Annotated in this window: 14 protein-coding genes; 9 read left to right on the top strand and 5 right to left on the bottom strand. The window is 69.9% G+C overall.

The window, feature by feature from the left end:
* Window positions 1-8 precede the first annotated feature (8 nt).
* From ACZ5WE_RS27770 to ACZ5WE_RS27760, 3 genes are read left to right on the top strand one after another with little or no spacing between them, the layout of a single operon-like run.
* Window positions 9-1,364, top strand: coding sequence for an acyl-CoA dehydrogenase family protein (locus tag ACZ5WE_RS27770; protein WP_467688265.1), 1,356 nt, complete (start codon window positions 9-11; stop codon window positions 1,362-1,364).
* Entirely contained in the window at window positions 1,361-1,759 is a 399-nt protein-coding gene (locus ACZ5WE_RS27765; RefSeq protein ID WP_467688263.1) for a RidA family protein, read from the top strand. Before ACZ5WE_RS27770 ends, ACZ5WE_RS27765 begins: the two co-directional genes overlap by 4 nt.
* A gap of 45 nt (window positions 1,760-1,804) precedes the next feature.
* Window positions 1,805-2,641 carry an alpha/beta fold hydrolase gene (locus tag ACZ5WE_RS27760; RefSeq protein ID WP_467688261.1) on the top strand — a complete coding sequence of 279 codons (837 nt, stop codon included), beginning with the start codon at window positions 1,805-1,807 and terminating at the stop codon, window positions 2,639-2,641.
* 198 nt (window positions 2,642-2,839) lie between these two features.
* On the opposite strand, the gene ACZ5WE_RS27755 is transcribed toward ACZ5WE_RS27760, so the two are convergent.
* Window positions 2,840-4,369, bottom strand: coding sequence for a helix-turn-helix domain-containing protein (locus ACZ5WE_RS27755; RefSeq protein ID WP_467688260.1), 1,530 nt, complete (start codon window positions 4,367-4,369; stop codon window positions 2,840-2,842).
* A 166-nt stretch (window positions 4,370-4,535) separates the two neighbouring features.
* Entirely contained in the window at window positions 4,536-6,416 is a 1,881-nt protein-coding gene (locus tag ACZ5WE_RS27750) for an amidohydrolase (RefSeq protein ID WP_467688258.1), read from the bottom strand.
* A 124-nt stretch (window positions 6,417-6,540) separates the two neighbouring features.
* On the opposite strand from ACZ5WE_RS27750, the gene ACZ5WE_RS27745 reads away from it, so the two are divergent.
* Complete coding sequence (locus ACZ5WE_RS27745; protein ID WP_467688256.1) at window positions 6,541-7,542, top strand: LacI family DNA-binding transcriptional regulator; 1,002 nt, start codon at window positions 6,541-6,543, stop codon at window positions 7,540-7,542.
* Here the strand turns inward: ACZ5WE_RS27745 and ACZ5WE_RS27740 are convergent.
* The gene (locus tag ACZ5WE_RS27740) at window positions 7,524-8,063 is read right to left on the bottom strand and encodes an oxidoreductase (RefSeq protein WP_467688254.1); all 540 of its coding nucleotides are present in this window, start codon (window positions 8,061-8,063) and stop codon (window positions 7,524-7,526) included. The two genes, ACZ5WE_RS27745 and ACZ5WE_RS27740, sit on opposite strands and share 19 nt — an antisense overlap.
* On the opposite strand from ACZ5WE_RS27740, the gene ACZ5WE_RS27735 reads away from it, so the two are divergent.
* The 5 genes from ACZ5WE_RS27735 to ACZ5WE_RS27715 all read left to right on the top strand — a co-directional run bounded on the left by ACZ5WE_RS27735 (window position 8,038) and on the right by ACZ5WE_RS27715 (window position 18,370).
* The gene (locus ACZ5WE_RS27735) at window positions 8,038-8,283 is read left to right on the top strand and encodes a hypothetical protein (protein WP_467688252.1); all 246 of its coding nucleotides are present in this window, start codon (window positions 8,038-8,040) and stop codon (window positions 8,281-8,283) included. The genes ACZ5WE_RS27740 and ACZ5WE_RS27735 overlap by 26 nt on opposite strands.
* Window positions 8,284-8,470: 187 nt before the next feature.
* Window positions 8,471-11,185 (top strand): aconitate hydratase AcnA, encoded by a 2,715-nt coding sequence (gene acnA, locus ACZ5WE_RS27730; RefSeq protein ID WP_467688250.1) that lies wholly within the window; start codon window positions 8,471-8,473, stop codon window positions 11,183-11,185.
* 99 nt (window positions 11,186-11,284) lie between these two features.
* Entirely contained in the window at window positions 11,285-14,479 is a 3,195-nt protein-coding gene (locus tag ACZ5WE_RS27725) for an NACHT domain-containing protein (RefSeq protein WP_467688248.1), read from the top strand.
* Between the two features lie 70 nt (window positions 14,480-14,549).
* Window positions 14,550-16,802 (top strand): ATP-binding protein, encoded by a 2,253-nt coding sequence (locus tag ACZ5WE_RS27720; RefSeq protein WP_467688246.1) that lies wholly within the window; start codon window positions 14,550-14,552, stop codon window positions 16,800-16,802.
* Complete coding sequence (locus tag ACZ5WE_RS27715) at window positions 16,799-18,370, top strand: ABC transporter substrate-binding protein (RefSeq protein ID WP_467688244.1); 1,572 nt, start codon at window positions 16,799-16,801, stop codon at window positions 18,368-18,370. Before ACZ5WE_RS27720 ends, ACZ5WE_RS27715 begins: the two co-directional genes overlap by 4 nt.
* A gap of 1 nt (window position 18,371) precedes the next feature.
* On the opposite strand, the gene ACZ5WE_RS27710 is transcribed toward ACZ5WE_RS27715, so the two are convergent.
* Together ACZ5WE_RS27710 and ACZ5WE_RS27705 are read right to left on the bottom strand one after the other, a co-directional pair.
* A complete protein-coding gene (locus ACZ5WE_RS27710; protein WP_467688242.1) occupies window positions 18,372-18,761 on the bottom strand; it encodes a VOC family protein in 390 nt (129 codons plus the stop codon).
* Between the two features lie 213 nt (window positions 18,762-18,974).
* The gene (locus tag ACZ5WE_RS27705) at window positions 18,975-22,850 is read right to left on the bottom strand and encodes a GH92 family glycosyl hydrolase (RefSeq protein ID WP_467688240.1); all 3,876 of its coding nucleotides are present in this window, start codon (window positions 22,848-22,850) and stop codon (window positions 18,975-18,977) included.
* Window positions 22,851-23,181: the final 331 nt, after the last annotated feature.

Genomic DNA, 23,181 nt, shown 5'->3' with positions numbered 1-23,181 from the left:
GGCCCGGCATGACGGCATTCTCGCTCAATCCGGAACAAACCGCCTGGTGTGCGGAGCTGCGCACCCTCGCCGACGAGCGGCTGCGCCCGCTGGCGGAGAAGGGTGAGCCGGGGCGCGTGAACCGCCCGCTGGTGAAGGCGCTGGGGGAACTGGGGCTCCTTGACCTTCTGTTCGCGGGGGAGGGGCCGGGTGACTCAACCGCCTCGCGGGCCCCACAGACCGCACCTCGCGACCCACAGGCCGCATCTCGCGCCCCGCTCGCCACATCAGGAGCCCTCGGTCTGTGCCTCCTGCGCGAGTCCCTCGCCTACGCCTGTACGGAGGCCGAGACCGCACTGGCTCTGCAAGGGCTCGGGGCGCACCCTGTCGCCGCCCACGGCTCCGCGCGGCAGCGCGAACAGTGGCTCGCCCCCGCCCGCGCGGGACGCGCCGTCGCCGCCTTCGCTCTCTCCGAACCGGGGGCGGGCTCGGACGCCGCCGCGCTGGCCCTGAGCGCCGCACCGGACGGCCCCTCCTCCTGGCGGCTCACGGGCGAGAAGTGCTGGATCTCGAACGCCCCCGAAGCCGACTTCTACACCGTCTTCGCCCGTACGACCCCCGGTGCCGGCGCCCGCGGGGTCACCGCCTTCCTCGTGCCCGCCGACCGGGCCGGCCTCACCGGCACCCCGCTGGACATGCTCTCCCCGCACCCGATCGGCGCCCTGGCCTTCGACGGTGTGACGGTCACCGGCGAGGACGTCCTCGGCGAACCCGACCGCGGCTTCCGCGTCGCCATGACCACCCTCAACCGCTTCCGCCCCAGCGTCGGCGCCTTCGCGGTGGGCATGGCGGCAGCGGCCCTTGCCGCGACCGTCGCCCACACCGCGGGGCGGGACGCGTTCGGCGGCAAGTTGAAGGACCTCCAGGCCGTGGCCCACCAGGTCGCGGAGATGGCGACGCGGACCGAGGCGGCCCGTCTCATGGTCCACGCGGCAGCCGCGGCGTACGACCGCGGCGAACCGGACATCGCCCAACGCGCCGCCATGGCCAAGCTCCTGGCCACGGAGACGGCACAGTACGTCGTGGACGCCGCGGTCCAGCTGCACGGAGCGCGCGCCTTGCAGCGGGGGCACCTCCTGGAGCACCTCTACCGGGAGGTGCGGGCGCCGCGCATCTACGAAGGCGCGAGCGAGGTCCAACGGACCATCATCGCCAAGGAGTTGTACGCGGCGCAGGCCACTGCCCAGCCCACCCCGCAGACCACTTCCCAGTCCACCCCGCAGGCCACTGCCCAGCCCACCCCGCAGACCACTTCCCAGTCCACCCCGCAGGCCACTGCCCAGCCCACCCCGCAGGCCGTCCCCCGTGAGGAGCCCTCCGTATGAGCATCGAACGCGTCAACCCCATCGAACTCTCCCCGCCCACCGGCTTCTCGCATGCCGTCACCGCGACCGGCGGCCGTCTCGTGTTCCTCGCGGGCCAGACCGCGCTCGACGCCGACGGCAAGGTGACCGGCGGCACCCTCCCCGAACAGTTCGAGCGGGCACTGACCAATCTCCTCACCGCCCTGCGCCACGCGGGCGGCACCCCCGCCGACCTCGCCCGCGTCACGGTCTACGCCACGGACGTCGCCGACTACCGCGAGCAGGCCCCGCAACTCGGCCGCGTCTGGCGGAAGTTGGCGGGACGCGACTACCCCGCCATGGCGGTGATCGGCGCGGTCCGCCTCTGGGACGAGCAGTGTCTGGTCGAGCTGGACGGGGTGGCGGTCCTCGACTGAGCCGCATAGCGTCAGGGTCACCATCGGCGAGGAAACGGGGAGGCCATGGCACGGATCGAGCTCACCGCAGGACCGGTCGAGTACGAGGACACCGGAGGGACGGGCACCCCGCTCGTTCTTCTGCACGGCCTCGTTCAGGACGGCAGCGTATGGCGCCACGTGGTCGAGCAACTCGGCGACGCGTTCCGCTGCCTGGTGCCGACCCTCCCCTACGGCAGCCATCGCGTCCCGCTGAAACCCGGCGCCGAGCTGACGCCCCTGACCATGGCCCGGCTGATCGGCGAGTTCGCCGACGCGCTGGATCTCGGCGACGACGCGGTGTTCGTCGAGAACGACGCCGGGCGGCTGCAGCAGCTGGCGGCCGAGCGCCCCGACCGCGTCGGCCGGATGGTCATCGCGGGCTGCGAGGCCTTCGACAACTATCCACCGGGCGCGGGCGGCAAGATGCTGGACACCGCCGCGCGCGTCCCCGGCGGTATCGCGCTCCTGGCTCGCGTCCTGTCCGTACGCGCCCTGCGCCGCGTCCCGGGCACGGGATACGCCCTGATGGCGCACCGCCCCGTCCCCCACGACCTGACGGACCGCTGGATCGCCCCGCTGCGCACCGACCCCGTGGCCCGCCAAGTCCTGATCCACTATCTGCGCTCGGCGCGCAGGACAGAGATGCTGGAGGCGGCTCAGGCCCTGCGCACGTACGACAGGCCGGCCCTGGTCGTCTGGGGCAAGCAGGACAAGATGCTGCCTCCGGAACACGGCCGCAGGTTCGCCGAGTTGCTTCCCAAGAGCCGCCTGGTGGAACTGGACGACTGCCGCACGCTGATCCCGCTGGACCGCCCCGACGGCCTGGCGGCGGCGATCCGGGAGTTCGTGGCGAGCACCTGAGCGGTCGGCTGGAAGTGCGGCGATGGACCCGCGGGCCGGCGGGGGCTGGTCGCGCAGTTCCCCGCGCCCCTTATGGGGCGCGGACCTCAGCCCCGCCCCGCGTCAGGGGTGTCGGCCGCACCGCGCCCTCGCCCTCCTCCAGTGACGACCGGTGGTCGTTCCCCAGTCGTAGCGGGGGAGATCGCTGCGGAACCGGGCCTAGATGTCCCGGAACGTCTCGATCTGGGCGCCCACGGAGTTGAGCCGCTCGGCCAGCTCCTCGTAGCCGCGGTTGATCACGTAGACGTTGCGCAGGACGGACGTGCCCTCGGCGGCCATCATCGCGAGCAGCACGACCACGGCCGGACGCAGCGCGGGCGGGCACATCATCTCTGCGGCACGCCAGCGGGTCGGGCCCTCCACCAACACCCGGTGCGGGTCGAGGAGTTGGAGGCGTCCGCCGAGGCGGTTCAGGTCGGTCAGATAGATCGCGCGGTTGTCGTAGACCCAGTCGTGGATCAGTGTCTTGCCCTGCGCCGCCGCCGCGATGGCCGCGAAGAAGGGGACGTTGTCGATGTTCAGGCCCGGGAACGGCATCGGGTGGATCTTGTCGATCGGCGCCTCCAGCTTGGAGGGCCGGACGGTGAGGTCGATCAGGCGCGTGCGGCCGTTGTCGGCGAAGTACTCCGCCGTGCGGTCGTGGTCGAGCCCCATCTCCTCCAGGACCGCGAGCTCGATCTCCAGGAACTCGATCGGGACGCGGTTCACCGTCAGTTCGGACTCCGTGACGACCGCAGCGGCGAGCAGGCTCATCGCCTCGACCGGGTCCTCGGAGGGGGAGTAGTCGACATCGACCTCGATGCTCGGGACGCCGTGCACCGTGAGGGTCGTCGTGCCGATGCCCTCGACCTTCACGCCGAGCGCCTCCAGGAAGAAGCACAGGTCCTGGACCATGTAGTTCGACGAGGCGTTGCGGATGACGGTCGTGCAGGCGCTGCGCGCCGCGGCGAGCAGGGCGTTCTCGGTCACGGTGTCGCCGCGCTCGGTCAGCACGATCGGACGGTCCGGGACGACGTCACGCGCGACCTCCGCGTGGTAGAGCCCCTCGGTCGCGGCGATGTCGAGCCCGAAGCGGCGCAGCGCGATCATGTGCGGCTCGATGGTGCGGGTGCCGAGGTCGCAACCGCCCGCGTACGGCAGCTTGAAGCGGTCCATGCGGTGAAGCAGCGGACCCAGGAACATGATGATCGACCGGGTCCGGATCGCGGCCTCCGCGTCGATCGCCTCCATGTCGAGCTCGGCCGGCGGCACGATCTCCAGGTCGACCCCGTCGTTGATCCAACGGGTGCGGACGCCGATCGAGCCGAGCACTTCGAGGAGGCGGTAGACCTCCTCGATGCGCGCCACGCGGCGCAGCACTGTGCGTCCCTTGTTGAGCAGGGAGGCGCAGAGCAGCGCCACGCAGGCGTTCTTGCTCGTCTTGACGTCGATGGAGCCGGAGAGCCGACGGTTGCCGACCACTCGCAGATGCATGGGCCCCGCGTACCCGAGCGAGACGATTTCACTGTCGAGAGCCTCGCCAATACGGGCGATCATCTCAAGGCTGATGTTCTGGTTGCCGCGCTCGATGCGGTTCACGGCGCTCTGACTTGTGCTGAGCGCCTCGGCGAGCTGCGACTGCGTCCAGCCCCTGTGCTGACGGGCGTCGCGGATGAGCTTGCCGATACGTACGAGGTAATCGTCTGCCATGTTCCGCAGGTTATCTCAGATATGAGATGACGCACGAGCTGGGGTGGGCCATATGGGAAATGACCGATTCAGTACGGAAGTTCCCGTACGTCGCTCCCGGGTCGTTCCCGGCTCACTCCCGAGTCGCTCTCGTACGAGGTTCCCGTACGCCACGTGCCCGTACCGGTCAACCGCATCCGCACGAGGCGTGCCGCCCACCGTGCACCGCGGCCTGCGCCGTGGGCCGCGGCCCGGCCGCCGCGCGCGTCACCCGGGCGGCGGCAGCGCGCCCGGCCGACGAGTCGGCGTCATGCACCACTGTGCCTCCGGTCAACGTCAGACGCACTTCGGAGGAGCTGATGTCAGCCACCGGACACCGCGTCACATCCCGGTCGAGCAGCACCAGATCGGCCGACTTTCCCGTTTCGACGGTCCCCGTCAGGTGGTCCATACGGAGCTGACGCGCTGTCCCGAGGGTGTGCATGAGCAGGGCGGACGAGCGGCTCAGCCCCTCCTCGTCCCGGTAAAGATCACCCTCGCCCTCTGCTCCGAACCGGTCGACGGAGGTACGCACCTGGTTCCAGACCTGGAGCGGATCGACAGGCCAGTCCGAGCCACCGGAGAGCCGCGCCCCATGCCGCTCAAGGCTGCGCGCCGGGTACTGCCAACGGTGGCGCCCGGCACCGATGTAGGGCAGCAGGGCGTCCATGGTCCAGGTGTTGCGGGTGGCCCACTGGAGCTGCATGCAGGGGATGACGCCCAGCCGGGCGAAGCGGGGCAGGTCGGCGGGGTCGACGAGTTGGAGATGGGCGGTGGTGTTGCGCAGGCCGCGCGCCCCGGTCTTGCGCAGGGCGTACGCGTACCCGTCGAGGGAGGTGCGGACGGCGCGGTCACCGATGGCGTGCGCGTGCATCTGCCAGCCCTCCTTGTTGAAGGCGGCGGTCAGCCGGCCGTAGTCCGCCGCCGACACGTACAGGTCGCCGCGGTGGTCGGTGGGCCTGCCGTCCTTGTCGAGATAGGGCTTGAGGAGCGCCGCGGTCTGCGCCGGGTACTCGATGACGCCGTCGAGGAACACCTTGACGGTGCCGAACCGCAGCGCGCGTACGTCCTTGAAGTCCTCTCGGAGTCCCCGCGCGTACGCCACCGCGGCCGCCGGGTCCTTCGTCTTGTCGGTGTCGATGCGCAGGGCGGGCACGATGCGCTGCGGCAGCTTCCCGCTCTCGGCGAGCGCCTTGTAGAGGGCCAACTCGCCCTTGCCGACGACGGCTTCCATGAACGTGGTGATCCCGGACGCGGCGGCCTCGGCGAAGGTCTTCGCGGCGGCGGCGACGAGCTGATCCTGGTCGGGCTCGGGGATGTGCCGGGCCACCAGCGGCTGGGCGTCGTCCTTGAGCACGCCGGTGGGCTTGCCGTCCTGGCCCTTGACGATCTTGCCGCCGACCGGGTCCGGAGCGGAGGCGGTGATGCCCGCGATGTCGAGGGCACGCTGACTGACCCACATGTTGTGCCCGTCGCCGCCGCGCAGCGCGACCGGCCGCCGGGTCGGCAGCGCGTCGAGCATGGAGTGGTGCGGAGCGGTGCCGTGCGGAAGGAGCCCCACGGGGTTCCAGTCCTCCACCACCAGCCACCCGTCGGGTTCCTGGTCGGCGGTGTCCTTCAGGAACGCGGTCAGGGTCTTCTGCAGCTCCGCGACGGTCTGCTCGGCTCCGGCGAGCGAGGGCCGCAGCGAGCGGCTCGCGGCGTCCATGGGGTGGGCGTGCCCGTCGTGGATGCCGCTCATCAGGGTCCCGCCGGCCCCGTCGACGACTTCGGTGTCCCGCCCGATGAACCGCTTGAGCGAGGAGTCGCTCCCCACAGCAAGGATCTTCCCGTCCCGCCCGACGGCGACGGCCTGCGCGTGGTCGTGCTTCCGAGTGCCGCTGAAGACACGGGCGTTGTGCACGACGAGGGCGGCGGAGCGCCGGGGGGACGCGGAGGCGGGCGTGCCCACCGCCGCGAGCAGGCCGGTGGCGCCGGCGGATGCGAGGAGGTTGCGGCGGGAGAGGGGGGAGAGGTGCGGAATCGTCATAGGTCACTCCGGGGTGATCGGGTGAGTGGGCGGCAGATATCCGCCGCGAAGCGGCGCCCCGAAGACTTCGTGAGTAACCCGTTAACCAGAACCCACCGCCCACGACGGAATCCGCATCCGTACGATGTGCCGCGTGCCAGGGCCCACCCTCACCGACATAGCCCGCGCAGCCGAGGTGTCGACCGCGACGGTCTCGCACGCCCTGAACGGCACGGGCCGCATAGGCGAGCCCACGCGCCGCCGCGTACGCGAGGTGGCCACCGCCCTCGGCTACGTCACCCGCCGCACCGCCCCGCGCACACGGACCCTCGGCGTCGCGGTGACCACGTACCGCAGAGCCTGGAACTACGCCGAGGTCGCCTACTTCTCCCGAGCCCTCACCGCGGCCACGTCCGCCGCCCACGCGCGCGGCTACGCGCTGACCACACTGCCCGCCGACCGCGCCGCGGACGACGCGTGGCACGGCCTCGCCGTCGACGGCATGCTGATCATGGACAGCCCGCGCGGGGACCCGATGGTCCACGCGCTGCGCGCCCGCGGCATCCCGCTCGTCTTCGACGGCGTCCCCGGCGACCCGCGCCCCGGCGACCACTGGGTCGACAACGACCACGAGAGGACCACCCGCGAGGTCCTCGACCACCTCGCGGCCTCCGGCGCCCGCCGCATCGCCCTGCAGTCCGGCGACGGCGACGAGCACTACGCCCGCGCCGTGACGGCGGCCTACGCCGGGTGGTGCGCGCAGCAGGGCGCCGATCCGCTGGTCGTGCCCTTCGACGTGACGGACGACCAGGGGAGGGCGTTCGACACGCTGTTGCGGGGCCCGGACCGCGCCGACGCCGTGTACGCGGCGTACGACCCGGGCGGCCGTCAGCTCCTGGCCGCCGCGACCAGGCTCGGTCTGCGCGTCCCGGACGAACTACGTGTGGTGTGCGCGAGCGAGGACCCCGGATACGCGACGACACGACCGCCAGTGACCACGGTGACCCTCGACCCGGAACGAACGGCACGCGCAGCCGTCGCCCTCCTCGTCACCCTGATCGAGGGCGGCACAGCGCCGACCCCGGTCGTCGTACCGGCGGGCCTCCTGGTGCGCGACTCGTCGCGCGCTCAGCCGACGGCCGAATAGTCGACATATCCCTGCGCGCCGCCCTGGTAGTACGTGGTGGGGTCACCGGCAGCCAGTTCCCGGCCCAGGGCGAACCGGCCGACCAGGTCGGGGTTGGCGATGAAGTGTGTGGCGAAGGCCACGGCGTCGGCGCATCCCGCGGCCACCAGGGCGTTGGCGGAGTCCCTGTCGAAGCCGTTGTTCGCGATCAGCGGTCCTTCGAACCGCTTCCGGTAGCGCGTGAACGCCTCGAAGGCGGGAGTCTCGCCGGGCCCCGCGGGGTCGGGGCCGCGCAGGTGGAGATAGGCCAGGGGCCGGTCGTTCAGCGCCGTCACCAGTTCGTCGTAGTCGGCGAGCAGCTCCTCGTCGACGACGAAGCGGTCGGTCGCTGCCATGTACGGCGAGAGGCGCACGCCCACCCGCCGCCCGTCCCACTCGGCGGTGACCGCGTCGACGACATCGAGCAACAGGCGCCGTCGGCCCGCGCGGTCACCGCCATAGGCGTCCGCGCGGGCCGTGGCGGACGAGACGGTCCTCCTCAAGCGCAACGCCCGCTTCGCGCAGGCCGCGCTCGTCGACGGTGCGGTGGGACTGGTCGTGGCGCCGCGGGGCAGGCTGCTCCTCGCTCTCGTCATCAGGGTCGAGGACGGGCGCGTCGCGGCGTACGAGGTCGTCGCCGATCCCGCGCGGCTGAGGGCGCTCGATGTGGCCGTACTCGACGACGTGCCCGGCATACCCGAACGAGGGCATGCCGGACTGTGAGCGGGCGCACTTCGTCGTCACGCCGGGGCATGTACTAGAGTTATCTCGACATCGAGATATCTGCCGAGGCGCACCAGAAGCCGCCACTCGGTAAGGGTTACCTAACTAAGCCTTACCTTAGCGGATCGACGAGGAGTCGTGGCGGCAGGATGTGACGGAAACGCGCACATATATGAAGGAGACTGTCGTGTCGGCGAACAGCTTCGACGCCCGCAGCACGCTGCGCGTGGGCGACGAGTCGTACGAGATCTTCAAGCTGGACAAGGTGGAGGGCTCCGAGCGCCTCCCTTACAGCCTGAAGGTGTTGCTGGAGAACCTGCTCCGCACCGAGGACGGCGCGAACATCACCGCCGACCACATCCGTGCGATCGGCTCCTGGGACTCCCAGGCCCAGCCCTCGCAGGAGATCCAGTTCACGCCGGCCCGCGTGATCATGCAGGACTTCACCGGCGTGCCCTGCGTCGTCGACCTCGCCACCATGCGTGAGGCCGTCAAGGAGCTCGGCGGCGACGCGGACAAGGTCAACCCGCTCTCCCCGGCCGAGCTGGTCATCGACCACTCCGTCATCGCCGACAAGTTCGGCACGGCGGACGCCTTCGGCCAGAACGTCGAGCTGGAGTACGGCCGCAACAAGGAGCGCTACCAGTTCCTGCGCTGGGGTCAGACCGCCTTCGACGACTTCAAGGTCGTCCCCCCGGGCACCGGCATTGTCCACCAGGTCAACATCGAGAAGCTGGCCCGCACGGTCATGGTCCGTAACGGCCAGGCCTACCCCGACACCCTGGTCGGCACGGACTCGCACACCACGATGGTCAACGGCCTGGGCGTGCTCGGCTGGGGCGTCGGCGGCATCGAGGCCGAGGCCGCGATGCTGGGCCAGCCGGTCTCCATGCTCATCCCGCGCGTCGTCGGCTTCAAGCTGACCGGTGAGCTGCCCGCGGGCACCACCGCCACGGACCTCGTCCTCACGATCACCGAGATGCTGCGCAAGCACGGCGTCGTCGGCAAGTTCGTCGAGTTCTACGGAGAGGGCGTCGCCGCCACCTCCCTCGCCAACCGCGCCACCATCGGCAACATGTCGCCGGAGTTCGGCTCCACCGCCGCGATCTTCCCGATCGACGACGAGACGCTGAAGTACCTGCGCCTGACCGGCCGTGACGCGCAGCAGGTCGCGCTCGTCGAGGCGTACGCCAAGGAGCAGGGCCTCTGGCTCGACCCGGCCGCCGAGCCCGACTTCTCCGAGAAGCTGGAGCTCGACCTCTCCACGGTCGTCCCCTCCATCGCCGGTCCCAAGCGCCCGCAGGACCGCATCGTCCTCGCCAACGCCGCGCAGCAGTTCGCTCTCGACGTGCGCAACTACGTCGAGGACGACGACGAGGCGGGCAAGGAGTCCTTCCCGGCCTCCGACGCCCCGGCCTCCACGAACGGCGTTCCCACGCGTCCGACCACCGTCACCGCCCCCGACGGCTCGACGTACGAGATCGACCACGGCGCCGTCACCGTCGCCGCGATCACCTCCTGCACCAACACCTCGAACCCGTACGTGATGGTTGCCGCCGCGCTCGTCGCGAAGAAGGCCGTGGAGAAGGGCCTGACCCGCAAGCCGTGGGTCAAGACCACCCTCGCCCCGGGCTCCAAGGTCGTCACCGACTACTTCGACAAGGCGGGGCTCACCCCCTACCTCGACAAGGTCGGCTTCAACCTCGTCGGCTACGGCTGCACCACCTGCATCGGCAACTCGGGCCCGCTGCCCGAGGAGGTCTCCAAGGCGGTCAACGAGCACGACCTGGCCGTGACGTCCGTCCTCTCCGGCAACCGGAACTTCGAGGGCCGCATCAACCCCGACGTCAAGATGAACTACCTGGCGTCCCCGCCGCTGGTCGTCGCGTACGCCCTCGCCGGTTCGATGAAGGTGGACATCACCAAGGACGCGCTCGGTGCCGACCAGGACGGCAACCCGGTCTTCCTGAAGGACATCTGGCCGACCGAGGCCGAGGTGAACGACGTCGTCGCCAACTCCATCGGCGAGGACATGTTCAACAAGTCCTACCAGGACGTCTTCGCGGGCGACGCCCAGTGGCAGGCGCTGTCGATCCCGACCGGCAACACCTTCGAGTGGGACCCGCAGTCGACCTACGTCCGCAAGCCCCCTTACTTCGAGGGCATGACGATGGAGACCACCCCGGTCTCCGACATCGAGGGCGCCCGCGTCCTGGCCAAGCTGGGCGACTCGGTCACCACCGACCACATCTCCCCGGCCGGTGCGATCAAGGCCGACACCCCGGCCGGCAAGTACCTCACCGAGCACGGCGTCGAGCGTCGCGACTTCAACTCCTACGGCTCGCGCCGTGGCAACCACGAGGTCATGATCCGCGGCACGTTCGCCAACATCCGCCTGCGCAACCAGATCGCGCCGGGCACCGAGGGCGGCTTCACGCGTGACTTCACGAAGGAGGACGGCCCGGTCTCCTTCATCTACGACGCCTCGCAGAACTACCAGGCGGCCGGCACCCCCCTCGCGATCCTCGCGGGCAAGGAGTACGGCTCCGGTTCGTCCCGCGACTGGGCGGCCAAGGGCACCGCGCTCCTCGGCGTCAAGGCCGTCATCGCCGAGTCGTACGAGCGCATCCACCGCTCGAACCTCATCGGCATGGGCGTCCTGCCGCTCCAGTTCCCGGAGGGCCTGTCCGCCGAGTCCCTCGGCCTGACCGGCGAGGAGTCCTTCTCCTTCACCGGCGTGACCGAGCTGAACGAGGGCCGCACGCCGAGCACGGTGAAGGTCACGACCGACACGGGCGTGGAGTTCGACGCGGTCGTGCGCATCGACACCCCCGGTGAGGCGGACTACTACCGCAACGGCGGCATCATGCAGTACGTGCTGCGTTCGCTGATCCGCAAGTAAGCGCGGTAACCGCATAGTTGGGCCCGCATCCCCCTCGCCGGGGGGTGCGGGCCCTACGCTTTGTGTGCGGGGGAACGCGCGGCGGCGACGGGGGTTGTTGTGGACGCTGGAGCAGTCGGAATCAAAGTCGCGTCCTCGGTCGTGGTGCCGTTGCTGAAACGGCTGCTCCTTCCGCCGCCCAAGGCACCCGGAGCCGAGTACACCGAACAGCCCGTACGCATCAAGGGGTTGCTGTCCTTCGCCGGGGACCACCCCTCGCTCAGCAAGGACGACATGCACCGGCTCGCCCGGGAGCTGGTGCGCCGGGCGGTGCGCGCCGCGGGGCCGCACGAGCGGCCGATCGCCGACGACGAGCACGACGCCGTCGGCCAGGCCCTGACCCGCACCCTGTTCGCCCTCGGCGAGCTCGACATGGACGACGTGCAGGTCTTCGTGCTCGGGCCCGAGGAGCTGGCCGGGGAACTGTCCCGGAAGGCTGGGCCCGACACCCGCAGGCTGCTCACCCGCGACGCGGCGCTCTTCCACGACGTACTCCTGCGGACCGCCTGCGTGCACCTCGTGCGGTTCTTCACCCAGCGCCCCGGATTCGCGGCCCGCGCCCAGCTGGAGGAGTTCCAAGAACTGCGCCGCCAGCGCGACCAGTTGGAGGTCATCCTGCGCCGCGTATCAGGAGACGACTGGACGGCGGCGGACGCCCGCTTCGAGGAGGACTACGCGCGCTACGTCGTCAAGCGCCACGGCAGCCTCACCCTCTACGGAGTCGATCTGCGCGACCCCCGCGGCAAGGAATGGCCCCTGGAGAGCGCCTATCTGAGCCTGCGGGCCGTCGCGAGCGCCGCCGCGGACGACGAACCCGACGTGGACCGCGAGGGAACGCCCGCACAAGTCGAGGAGAGCGTCGAGACCGTCCTCGTCGGTCACCGGCGCGTCCTGCTGCACGGGCTCGCCGGTACGGGCAAGACGACGCTCGTCCAGTGGCTGGCCCTGACCACCGCGCAGCAGGACTCGGTGCCGGGCCACCTGCCGCAGCTCCTCGGGCGCGTTCCCTTCGTCCTGCCCCTGCGCACCCTGGTCCGCGAGGGGACGGAACTGCCGCTGCCCGACGACTTCCTGCGCCGGATGGGCTGCCCACTCACCGGCACCGAACCCGCGGGATGGACGGCGCGTCTGCTGCAGAACGGCCGCGGCGTCCTGCTCATCGACGGCCTCGACGAGATTCCCGCAGCCGACCGCACGCGCACCCGGGACTGGCTGCGCGGCCTCCTCGCCGCCTTCTCCGGCAACCTCTGGCTCGCCACCACCCGCCCCTCCGCGCTCGCCCCCGGCTGGCTGGAACGCGAGGGCTTCCACGAGTTCACCCTCAACGCGCTGCGCCCCGACGACCTGCGGCGCTTCATCCAGCGATGGCACACGGCGGCCGACGCGCGCGAGGGGGAGGACGACGCGCTGATCCAATCCCTGCGCGCACGACCGGAGTTGAGCAGGCTCGCCACCAACCCGCTGATGTGCACCCTGATCTGCGCCCTGCACAGGGAGCGCAACGGCTATCTGCCGGCGGGCCGCGCCGCCCTCTACAAGGCGGCCCTGTCCATGCTGCTGGAACGGCGGGACGTGGAGCGCGGCCTGCGCGGCCTCAAACTCAGCGAAGAGGCCGCCGCCGAACCTCTCAAGCGCCTCGCGTACTGGCTGATCCGCAACGAACGCACCCAGATCGAGCGCCCCGACGCCGTGGATCTCGTGCACAGGCTCCAGCCCCAGGTGCCGAGCCTGCAGAAGATGGGCGAACCCGAAGACGCCCTGCAGTACCTCATCGAACGCACCGGGGTGCTCCGCGAACCCGCATCGGGTGCCGTGGACTTCATTCACCGCACCTTTCAGGATTATCTCGGGGCCAAAGCGGTGCTCGAAGAGCGGGACTTCGGCATTCTGGTGAAGAACGCCCATGCCGACCAGTGGGAGGACGTGGTGCAGATGGCCGTCGCGCAGAGTGATCACAACGGACGTGCCGATCTGCTCATGCGGCTCAACGACCGCGGCAACCGCGAGAAGGACGCGACGATCCAGGCCAGGCTGCGGCTGCTCGCCCTCGCCTCGCTGGAGCAGGCCACCCGCCTCGACCCCGCCGTGCGGCTGACCATCGAGACCGAAGCGGCGCGCATGGTCCCGCCGCGCAGCCTGCGCCAGGCCAGGGTCCTCGCGCGCACGGGGCCGCTGCTGCTCGGGCTGCTGCCCGGAGCACACGACCTGGACGGCGACGAGGAACTCGCGACCGTCCACGCGATCTGCCAGATCGGCGGTGACGCCGCCATCCCGCGCCTGCGGGAGTTCCTCGGCACCCGCCAGCCCGTCGTGCGGGCCCAACTCCTCGGCCACTGGGACCGGTTCGAGACCGGCGTGTACGCCGACGAGATCATCAGGCCGCTCCTCACCGCCGACCCGTCGCAGCCCGTCACCGTACGGTCGAGCGCCGAACTCGACGCCCTCGCGGACCTTCCCGGCTGCGAACGCGTCGGCATACACGGCGACTTCGCCCCGGAGGCCGTACGCGCGGCGCTGGATCCGCGGCGCCTGCGCGAGCTCAGGCTGCGCGGCACGCTCCAGCTGGACGACCTCGGTCTGCTCGCCGACTTCCCGGCCCTGGAGAGTCTCACCCTGCAGGGCTGCCGCAACCTCAGGGAACCCGCGCCGCTCACCCGGCTGCCCAGGCTGCACACCCTCGTCCTTGAGGACCTCCCGCAGTTCGAGCCACTGACGAAGCTGGCGGAGTGCCCGCGTCTGCGTGCGCTGCACCTGGGGCTGCAAGTGCCGTGGCGCGGCCTCGCCGATCTGTCCCGCCTCGGGGATCTGCGGGTCCTCGCGCTGCCGATGGGCACGGTCGATCTGACGGAGATCAGGCACTTCCAGGCACTGGAGGAACTGCGCCTGCACGAAGCGGGGGAGCGGCTGCTACCGGACGGCTGGGGCGCTCTGCTCGCCCGACTGCCCGAGCTGCGCACACTCACCCTCTCCCCGGAGCAGCTGAGCACGCTGCTCTTCGACCCCAAGGCGCAGGTCTCGCAGGTCACACACCTTTACGTGTACGCCAAGCCGGGCGCGCTCGTGTCGTTGCGGCGCATCGCCCGGCGGCTGCCGGGACTCGTCGAGATCCACCTCACCCAGGGCACCGACATCGATCTCTCGCATCTGGCGGGCCTGTCCGAGCTGCGGAGGGTCCGGCTCGCGTATCCGGGAGAGGTGCGCGCGGCGGCGAACCTCCCTGACCGGGTCGATCTGGAGATTTACCCGCAACCCTGAAGGGAAGGGGGGTAAGTTCCAGTGTTCCGAGCGGAGTTGGCGCTCCCAGGGGGAAGCGGGAAATCGTCGGATGGGCAAGCCGCAAACGCCACTGCTGTACGGTCGCGGTCCTCTGGTGGGCTCACTCATTCCGTCGCTCACGGGCCTTGCGTACGACGAACGGGCGCGCAGGAAACGGGAGTTCGGCGACGACGTGCCCGTCGTCCTGCTCACCGGGCAGCACGGGCTCGGCCGCAGCGCCGTCCTCGACGGGCTCGCGCGGAACTACCACAAGAGGCTGCCGCTGGCCCATGTGCGGGTCGTGGTGCCGGGGACGCCGGCCGCCGCACCCGTCGTGAGCTCACAGAGCGAGGGCGTGCCCGCCGCGCCGGCGGTCGACTTCGTGCAGATCCTCGAGCGGATCGTGTGCGCGCTCGCACCCGGTATCGGCCTGTTCCCCATCCTGTTGCCCGGCCTCTTCGCGGTGTCCGGCTGGTCCCTGGACGACGCCGACGCACGGGACGCCGTGTGCGCCAGGCACGCCCGGCTCCTGATCGCCTGCGGGCTGATGGCCGGGGGCGAGCGCGACGTGGCACGGCAGTGGTCGGAGCAGGTCGGGGCCTCCGTCGACGCGGTGACGGAGGCGGCGGCCTCCGGTGCCGACGTGCCGGACGACGACGCCACGCAGCCGGTCACCGCGGCGATCCTGCGTGAACTCCACTCCCTGCGCCCCCTCGCCCAGGCCGGCAACTGGTACGGACAGCGGCACACCGCGCCCGAGGGCGTCACCGGGAAGCCCGACGCCCTCCTGGAGCTCGGCAGGCGCTTCCACCGGGGCGGCGACTACCGTGACGTCGTCGAGAACACCCTCATGGCCGCCTTCCTTCAGGAAGTGGCCGCCGCCTACGGCCTGCTGCGGCACCTGAACCGTGAGCCCTGGCCGCTGATCCTCCTCGACGAGGCGCACGCCCCCGCGGGGCAGCGCTTCCTGCACCTGCTCCTCGAACACCGCGCGGGTGTGCAGCGGCCCCACCGCGACCGGATCACCGTCGTCGCCACGCGGCTCGGGGACATCCCTGAGGAGGAGGCGCCGCAGGCGGTGCGCCGCGAACTGGCCGACCTGCTGCCGCCCGTGAGCAGCGCGCGGCGCAAACAGGCCACCGCCATCTGGCAGCGCACCGGACACGATCCGTCCGCGGGGCTGCTCGTCGTGCCGCTCACACCGCTGGGCAGGGACGACGTCCTGTCGATGCTGGACCGGGCGTCCGCGCGGCTGCTCCACCCGCACCTGGCGTCGGCTCTGCACTCGCTGACCGGCGGGCACCCGGCGGCCGCCACCGTGTTGTGCGACGCCGTGGTGCACGCGGCCCGGCAGAACCGCACGGTGGCCCCCAGGGACCTGCTCGACCTGCCCACGCCGCAGGGCCGCCCGGTCACCCAGGTACTCCTGGAGGACCTGCTGCCGGACCGGCGCCAGCGCGACCGGCTCCTCGTGCTGTGCCTGGCCCGGGACAACGCCTCCGCGGAGGCCCTCGCCGAGGACCTGCGCCTCGACGGGCCCGAGCAACTGCCGGCCAACGCGGCGGCGCAGTATCTGGTGGAGCGGCAGTGGCAGCGGTCCGTGCCCGTCGAGGCGCCGTTGGTCGAGAGCAAGCTCCTTCAGGCGCTCCTCGTCCACGAGGCACGCCGCACCTCGCCGCCCCCCGACGATCCGCACAGCTGGCACGAGATCCACCGCTTCCTGCACCGGTACCACGTGCAGCGCACCGCCAAGGGGGAAGCGGACGCGTTGCGGCACAACCTGGCCGCCGGGAACGCGGCAGGGGCGGTCGAGATGCTGGCGGACGAGTTCGGCGCGGAAGAGGCGGTGCAGAGCGTCGAGCACTGGCTGAAGTGCCTGCGGCACTGCGCCACCGCCCCGATTCCGCCGTCGAAGAACGCCGCGGCCGCCCAGTACAGCTCGAACACCCAGGACAGCTCGAACACCCAGGACAGCGCGAACACCCAGGACAGCGCGAACGCCCAGGACCACACGGGAGGTTGGAGCGATCACCGCGTCGAGATCGCGTTGGGTGAACGCGCCGCCCAGTTCGCCCACCTCGACGAGGCGGGACGCAGTATCAACCGGCTCCTGCACGCCCTGTGGTACCTGTCAGAGCCGTACGCCGACGCGGCGATCGACCCGGATGCCGAGACTCTGTGCCAGGCGATGGGCGACGAACTCGGATTCCTCTCCCGTCGCCACCGCACCTGGTACGCGGCCCTCGGCGGAGCCGCTCGCGACTGGCCGGCGGCCGCCCGCAAACGGCAGGTCCTGCCCGTCCCCGCCAGTGAGGGGTCATGATGTACAACCACCCGCCCAAAGAGTGGGGCCCCCTCGAATGGCTCGTGGCCGCGGTGGTGGTCATCGCCCTCGTCGCAGGCTTCATCACCTGGAACAGCTCGCGCCCCGGTCCGTGCGGGGAAGGCCTGGAGGAGATCGCCGGGGAGTGCGTCGGGGTCACCGACCGGGCCTTCGACGCGGACGAGCGGACCAAGAGCCTCATCAAGGCAGTGGCGGACGAGAACGCCCGGGTCGCGAAGGACTGGGAGGACCCGGACGGCAAGGCCCGCATTCCCTACGTACGCATCGCCCTGATGATGCCCTTCACGTCGGACGAGTCGAGCGCGATGACCGGCGACATGATCCGGCGCGCGCTGGCGGGCGCCCTCGCGGCGCAGCTGGAGGCGAACAGCGCCAGCGGTCCGCACTACCAACTGCTCTTCGCCCCCGACGGCAAACACCTCAGCGAATGGCAGCCGGTCGTCGACCGTCTCGCCGAGCTGACGCGGGACAAGGAGGCCCCGCTGGTGGGCGTGACGGGCATCCCGAGCAGTACGACGGAGACCCGCAAGGCGGTCGCCGAGCTCACCGGGCGCGGCATCCCCACGGTCGGCCCGGTGATCACCGCCGCCTCCATGAACTTCCGGTACTTCTTCAAGACGTCTCCGAACAACGAACAGTTCGCCGAGGCCCTGTCCCGCTACCTCGACCGCTATCCGCAGAAGGAGAAGGGCCTGCTGCTCTGGGACAGCCGCGAGGGCGACGTGTACTCCCAGAACCTGCGGGAGGTCTTCGACCGGCACTTCGGCAAGACCTACGACCTCAAGAACCACAACTCCCACTACATCGGTTCCTCGGGCGACGACCAGGGCATCCCGCAGCGCTTCGCCGACGCCGTCGCGCGGATCTGCCGCGACCAGGCGGACACCGTCTTCTTTGCAGGCCGAGACCAGGACCTGCCCGCGTTCATCAACCGCCTCGCCAACGAGGGTGGTTGCGACCGAAGCGGCGGCAAGCTGCGGATTCTCAAGGTCGGCATCGGCCTCGAGCCGACGCTCACCTCCGCCGACATCGAACGCAGCCTGCGCAGGGCCAACGCCACCGTCGTCGACGCATCGGCGTACAACCCGGACTGGGTGGAGGACCCCGGCGAAGCACCCTCGGGCTTCTCCCCCTTCCACGCGCGCTTCAAGAAGATCGAGAGCGAGCACGAGCACGGGCTGGGGGACAAGGCCCTGGAGGACGGGTACGCGGCCATGTACTACGACGGGTTCGCTCTCCTCGCGTCCGCCGTCGACCGTGCGTACAGCGAGATCAACGAAGACGGCGGCTCCGGCCGGCTGCCCTCCACCAAGGACGTGTACAGCACGCTCACCTTCTCGACGATCAACGGCGGGACGTGCACCGGCTGCCTCGTCGGGGCGGGCGGCACCTACGGGTTCACCGGCCCCGGCGAGAACAACCAGTGGGCCGTCTGCAAGCCCGTCCCGATCATCGAGTTCCCCCCGGTGGCCCGCTCCGGCGACAAGGAGAAACTGCCGCTGTACCGGACGTTCCGGGGGGACAAGGAGAAGAGCTGCCCCTCCTGAGCTACGCGGGAAAGCCGCCGTACGGCACGGTGATGATCTCCATGGCGTGGCCCGACGGGTCCAGGAAGTACACGCCCCGCCCGCCGTCGTTGGTGTTGATCTCACCGGGCTGCTTCTGGTGCGGATCGGCCCAGTGCTCGATGCCGCGCGCCCTGATCTTCTCGTACGCCGCCTCGAACTCCGTCTCGGAGACGAGGAACGCGTAGTGCTGCGGGGTGATCTTGTCCGCGGGGATGGTGGCGAAGTCCAGGGTGACGGAGTTGCTCAGCTGCACCGCGATGAACGGGCCCCACTCCGAGGCGATTTCGAGCCCCAGAAGGTCCGAGAAGAACTCGGCGGACTCCCGGTGGTCCCGGGCGTGGATGATCGTGTGGTTCAGTTCGACTGACAAGGAATGCCTCCAGAAGGCATCTCCCGACACCTCCATGCCTCACCCAGCCGGTGACCGACACGCGATGTCGTCGTGGATCTTAGGCACGGCGACATCACGCTGTCGAGCTGTTTCCTGCGGAAGGTCAGCGCCAGGCCCACCGCCGCGATGAGGAGAAGTCCCGCCGACCGGCCATGAGCTCGGCCGGTCGGCGGGACTTCTCTGCAACGTGCCTCAGCTGAGCAGCTCCACCTCCGCCAGCGTCGCGGACCCGTCAGGCACGAGCCGGTAGTGCCGGTACGTCCCCGGCTCGTCGACGGTGAACACCCGGGTCTGCTGGTCCCAGGCGAAGGACTCGCCGGACCGCTGGTCCAGCTCCTTCCACTTCTCGCCGTCGGATGAGCCCTCAAGGACCCAGCCGCGCGGCGCCTTCGCCTTGTCGGAGGACGACGTGAGCGTGTACTGCACGGCCTTCGTGTCCTTGGCGACCGGCAGGTCGACGGCAGCGTCCGAAGTCGCGTCCGTGGCTGAGGTGTTGTCGAAGAGCGCGCCGTCACCCTTGATGGCGTCACCGCGCGGTGAGGGCACCTCGTCGTCCTGCGTGACCGACGTCGGCTGGGCGTTCTTGCCCGTGCCCCACGCCGACGGCTTCGGGCCCATGTCGAACTCCAGGACACCGCCGCGTGCGATCTCCTTGTGGGGGAGGGCTGTTGACGTCCACTTCTTGCCGTTGACCTTCAGGCCCTGGACGTACACGTTCTTCGCGCTGTTCTTCGGCGCCTTGACGACCAGGTCGCGCCCGCCGTCCAGGTGCACGGTCATCTTGGTGAACTGCGGGGAGCCGATGGCGTATTCGCCGCTGCCCATGACCAGCGGATAGAAGCCGAGCGAGGAGAAGAGGTACCAGGCCGACTGCTCGCCGTTGTCCTCGTCGCCGTGGTAGCCCTGCCCGATCTCGCTGCCGGTGTAGAGACGGGAGAGGACCTCGCGGACCTTCTCCTGCGTCTTGGACGGCTCACCGGCCGCGTCGTACATGTAGGCGGCGTGGTGGGCGACCTGGTTGGAGTGCCCGTACATGCCCATGCGTACGTCGCGTGCCTCGGTCATCTCGTGGATGACGCCTCCGTACGAGCCCGCGAACTCCGCGGAGCCCGTCTCCGGAGTGGCGAAGTACGTGTCGAGCTTGTCGCCGAGGCCCTTGCGTCCGCCGTAGAGGTTGGCGAGGCCGCGCGAGTCCTGCGGGGCCGTGAAGGCGTAACCCCAGGCATTCGTCTCGGTGTAGTCGTAGCCCCACACGCGCGGGTCGAACTTGTCGGAGGGGACCCGCCATTCGCCCTTCTCGTCCTTGCCCTGGAAGAAGCCCGGCGCGGTGCCTCCGCCCGCGGCCTTGCTGTCGAAGAGATGCACGTAATCCCGGGCGCGGTTGAGGAAGTACTCGGACTCCTCCTTGTAGCGCTTCTCGCCCGTCTTCTTGTAGAGGGCCTGGCCCATGCGCGAGATGCCGTAGTCGTTGAGGTAGCCCTCCAGAGCCCAGGACAGACCCTCGTGGGTCTCGCTCGGGGTGTAGCCGAGGAAGGGCGACGTCTCCATGCCCTTGCGGCCGACACCCGAACTCGGGGGCACGACTGTCGCGTTCTTCAGTGCGGCGTCGTACGCGTCCTTGGCGTCGAAGTCCACGCCCTTGACGTACGCGTCGGCGAACGCCACGTCCGACGAGGTGCCCGTCATCAGGTCCGCGTAGCCCGGCGACGACCAACGCGACGTCCAGCCACCGTCCTTGTACTGCTGTACGAAGCCGTCGACCAGCTCACCCGCCTTCTTCGGCGTGAGGAGCGAGTAGGCGGGCCAGGTCGTGCGATACGTGTCCCAGAAGCCGTTGTTGACGTACGGCTTGCCGTCGACGATCTTCGCACCGGTGTGGGTCGGGGTGTCCGGGCCCGTCTGCGGCGAGAAGGGGGACGCGTACTGGTACTTCGACTTGCCGTTTGCCGAAGTGACCTTCTCGAAGCCCGAGTTGGGGTAGAGGTAGAGGCGGTAGAGGGAGGAGTAGAGGCTGGTCCGCTGGCCCTCGCTCGCGCCCTGGACCTCCACCTTGCCGAGGATGTCGTCCCAGCTCTTCTGCGCGCGGTTCTTCACGCGCTCGAAGGGCGTGCCGGAGGGAATCTCGCTGTTCAGATTCGCCTTGGCCTGGTCGAGGCTGATGAGCGAGGTCGCGAGGCGCAGGTTCACCGTGCGGTCCTTGCCGGGCTTGAAGCGCAGATAGCCGGTGACGTCACCGCCGCCCCCGCCCTCCAGCTTGCCGCCGGCCGTCACGGGCGAGTCGAAGGTCCCGTACACGAAGAGGCGAGTGGCGCCGGTGGACAGGCCGGACTTGACGTCCGAGTAGCCGCTGACGATCCCCTTCTCCTCGTCGAGAGTGAGGCCGCCCTTCTCCGAGACGTTGTCGAAGATGACGCTCGCGTCGTCACCGGGATAGGTGAACTTCATCATCGCCGCGTGGTCGGTCGGGGCCATCTCGGCCTTCAGACCGTTCTCGAACGTCACGCCGTAGTAGTGCGGGCGCGCGGTCTCCTTCTCGTGCTTGAAGGGCAGCGCGCGCTTGGTGCGGGACGCGGACGGGGTGTCCTTGTCGACCGACGGCATCATCTGGAACGTCTGCCGGTCACCCATCCAGGGGCTCGGCTCGTGGCTCGCGCTGAACGCCTGGATCGTCGGCAGGTTGTCCGCGTTGTTGCCGCGGGCGTAGTCGTAGAGCCAGCTCAGGGAACCGGCGTTGGTCACCGGCGTCCAGAAGTTGAAGCCATGCGGGACGGCCGTCGCGGGGAAGGTGTTGCCGCGAGAGAAGCCGCCGCTGGAGTTGGTGCCACGGGTGGTGTCCGCGTAGTCCGAGGGGTGGGCCTTCGGCTTCGCCGGGGCCTTCTCCTTCAGCGATACGTCGTCCACCCAGCCGCGGAACTTCGCCGGGCCCTTGGGGGAGTCGTACGCGACGAGCACCCGGTCCACGGTCTTGCCGCGCGCGACCTGCCCGATCCGCGCCTGGACGTTGTTCCACTGGTTGACGTAGAGGCCCTTCGCGGCGCCCTGGCCCTGCGGGGTCAGCGGGAAGCCGTGCTGGTCCATGGCCTTGAGGTCACTCAGATAGGTGCCGTCGGTGAAAGCCAGGTCCATTGACACGTTCGTGGCGTCGTAGTCGAGGTCGCCCTCCGCCATGGACGGGAAGATCCGGTAGGACAGCTCGGTGTCACGCCGCACCGAGACGTTCACGTCGAAGACCTTGTTGTACGAGTAGCCGCGCCCGTCCACCTTGTGGGTGCCCGCGTAGCGCAGCGCGCGCTTGCCGGTGAACCCGGCGCCCGACTTCGCGGTCGGGGAGCCGCTGGGTCCGCGGTCCACGAGGGAGAGCATGTCCTCGGGGTCGGGCGTCTGACTGCCGCCGACGGAGAGGTGGACGTCGGAGAGCTGGAGGGCGTCGGACGCGCCGTTGTTGGCGGTGACCTCCAGGCGGTAGTGCGCGTACGCGGTGCCGTTCTCGAAGTCGTACTTCTTCGTCTGGTGGCGCTTGTCGAACGCCTCACCCTTTCGGGTGTCGAGGACCTTCCAGTCCTTGCCGTCCGTGGAACCCTGCAGGGTCCAGTCCTTGGGGTCGCGTTCGGCGTGGTCGTTCGCGGACGTCAGCGCGTACGTCACCGCCTTGGCGGGCTCGTCCAGGTCGAACTCGACCCAGCCGGTCGGCTCGAAGGTGAGCCACTTGCTGGTGGGCTCCCCGTCGACCAGGTTCTCCTTGACCTCGCCGCTCCCGGAGTTCTCGCCGCTGGCGCGGACCTCCGTGACGTGGTCGTTCACACTGCCGGGGATTCCCGAACTGAACGCGCCGTTGACACCGGCGGTCCGCTTCTTGCCGTCGGGGCCGGTCTCCACGGTGTTCAGCCAGTCGGGCTGGGCCTCGCCCTCTTCGAACGAGGAGACGAACTCCTTGGCCGCTTTGGGCGGTTCCTCCGGCTTGGCGACGGCGGCGCCCTGGGCTGTCGCGACGAGCGTGAACGCGGCCGCTCCCAGGACCGCGGCCGAACGATGGTGTCTGAAGCGAGGTCTGCGTGATCTGTGCGGCATCCCCGAACCCCTCCCTGCGAGTTGGACAACGTTGTCACATCGCTGCGCAGGGTCCAGTAGGGCGGCAAGTGGTGTGTGGTGTCAAGGCTGTTGAAAGCGTCGGTGGAGCCGGCCGGTGCGACGGCGGCCCGGGGAAAGTCCAAGGGGAGCCGGGAGAAAGTCCAATGAGGTGCAAGTGAGCGCCAGGGAAGATCAATGGAGAGGAGTGAAGGCGGGTCCGGGATGCGGTCGATTCGTTCGGCTGAATTTGCTCACGCCGTGAACGAACCAGGCCGTATCTCCGCGAGGTCTCAACTCGGGAAAGACTGCAGGCCCAAGCTGCGTTCGATCT

It is taken from the genome of Streptomyces sp. NPDC033180 (assembly GCF_055577645.1).
This window is presented reverse-complemented; position numbering and strand designations above follow the sequence as displayed.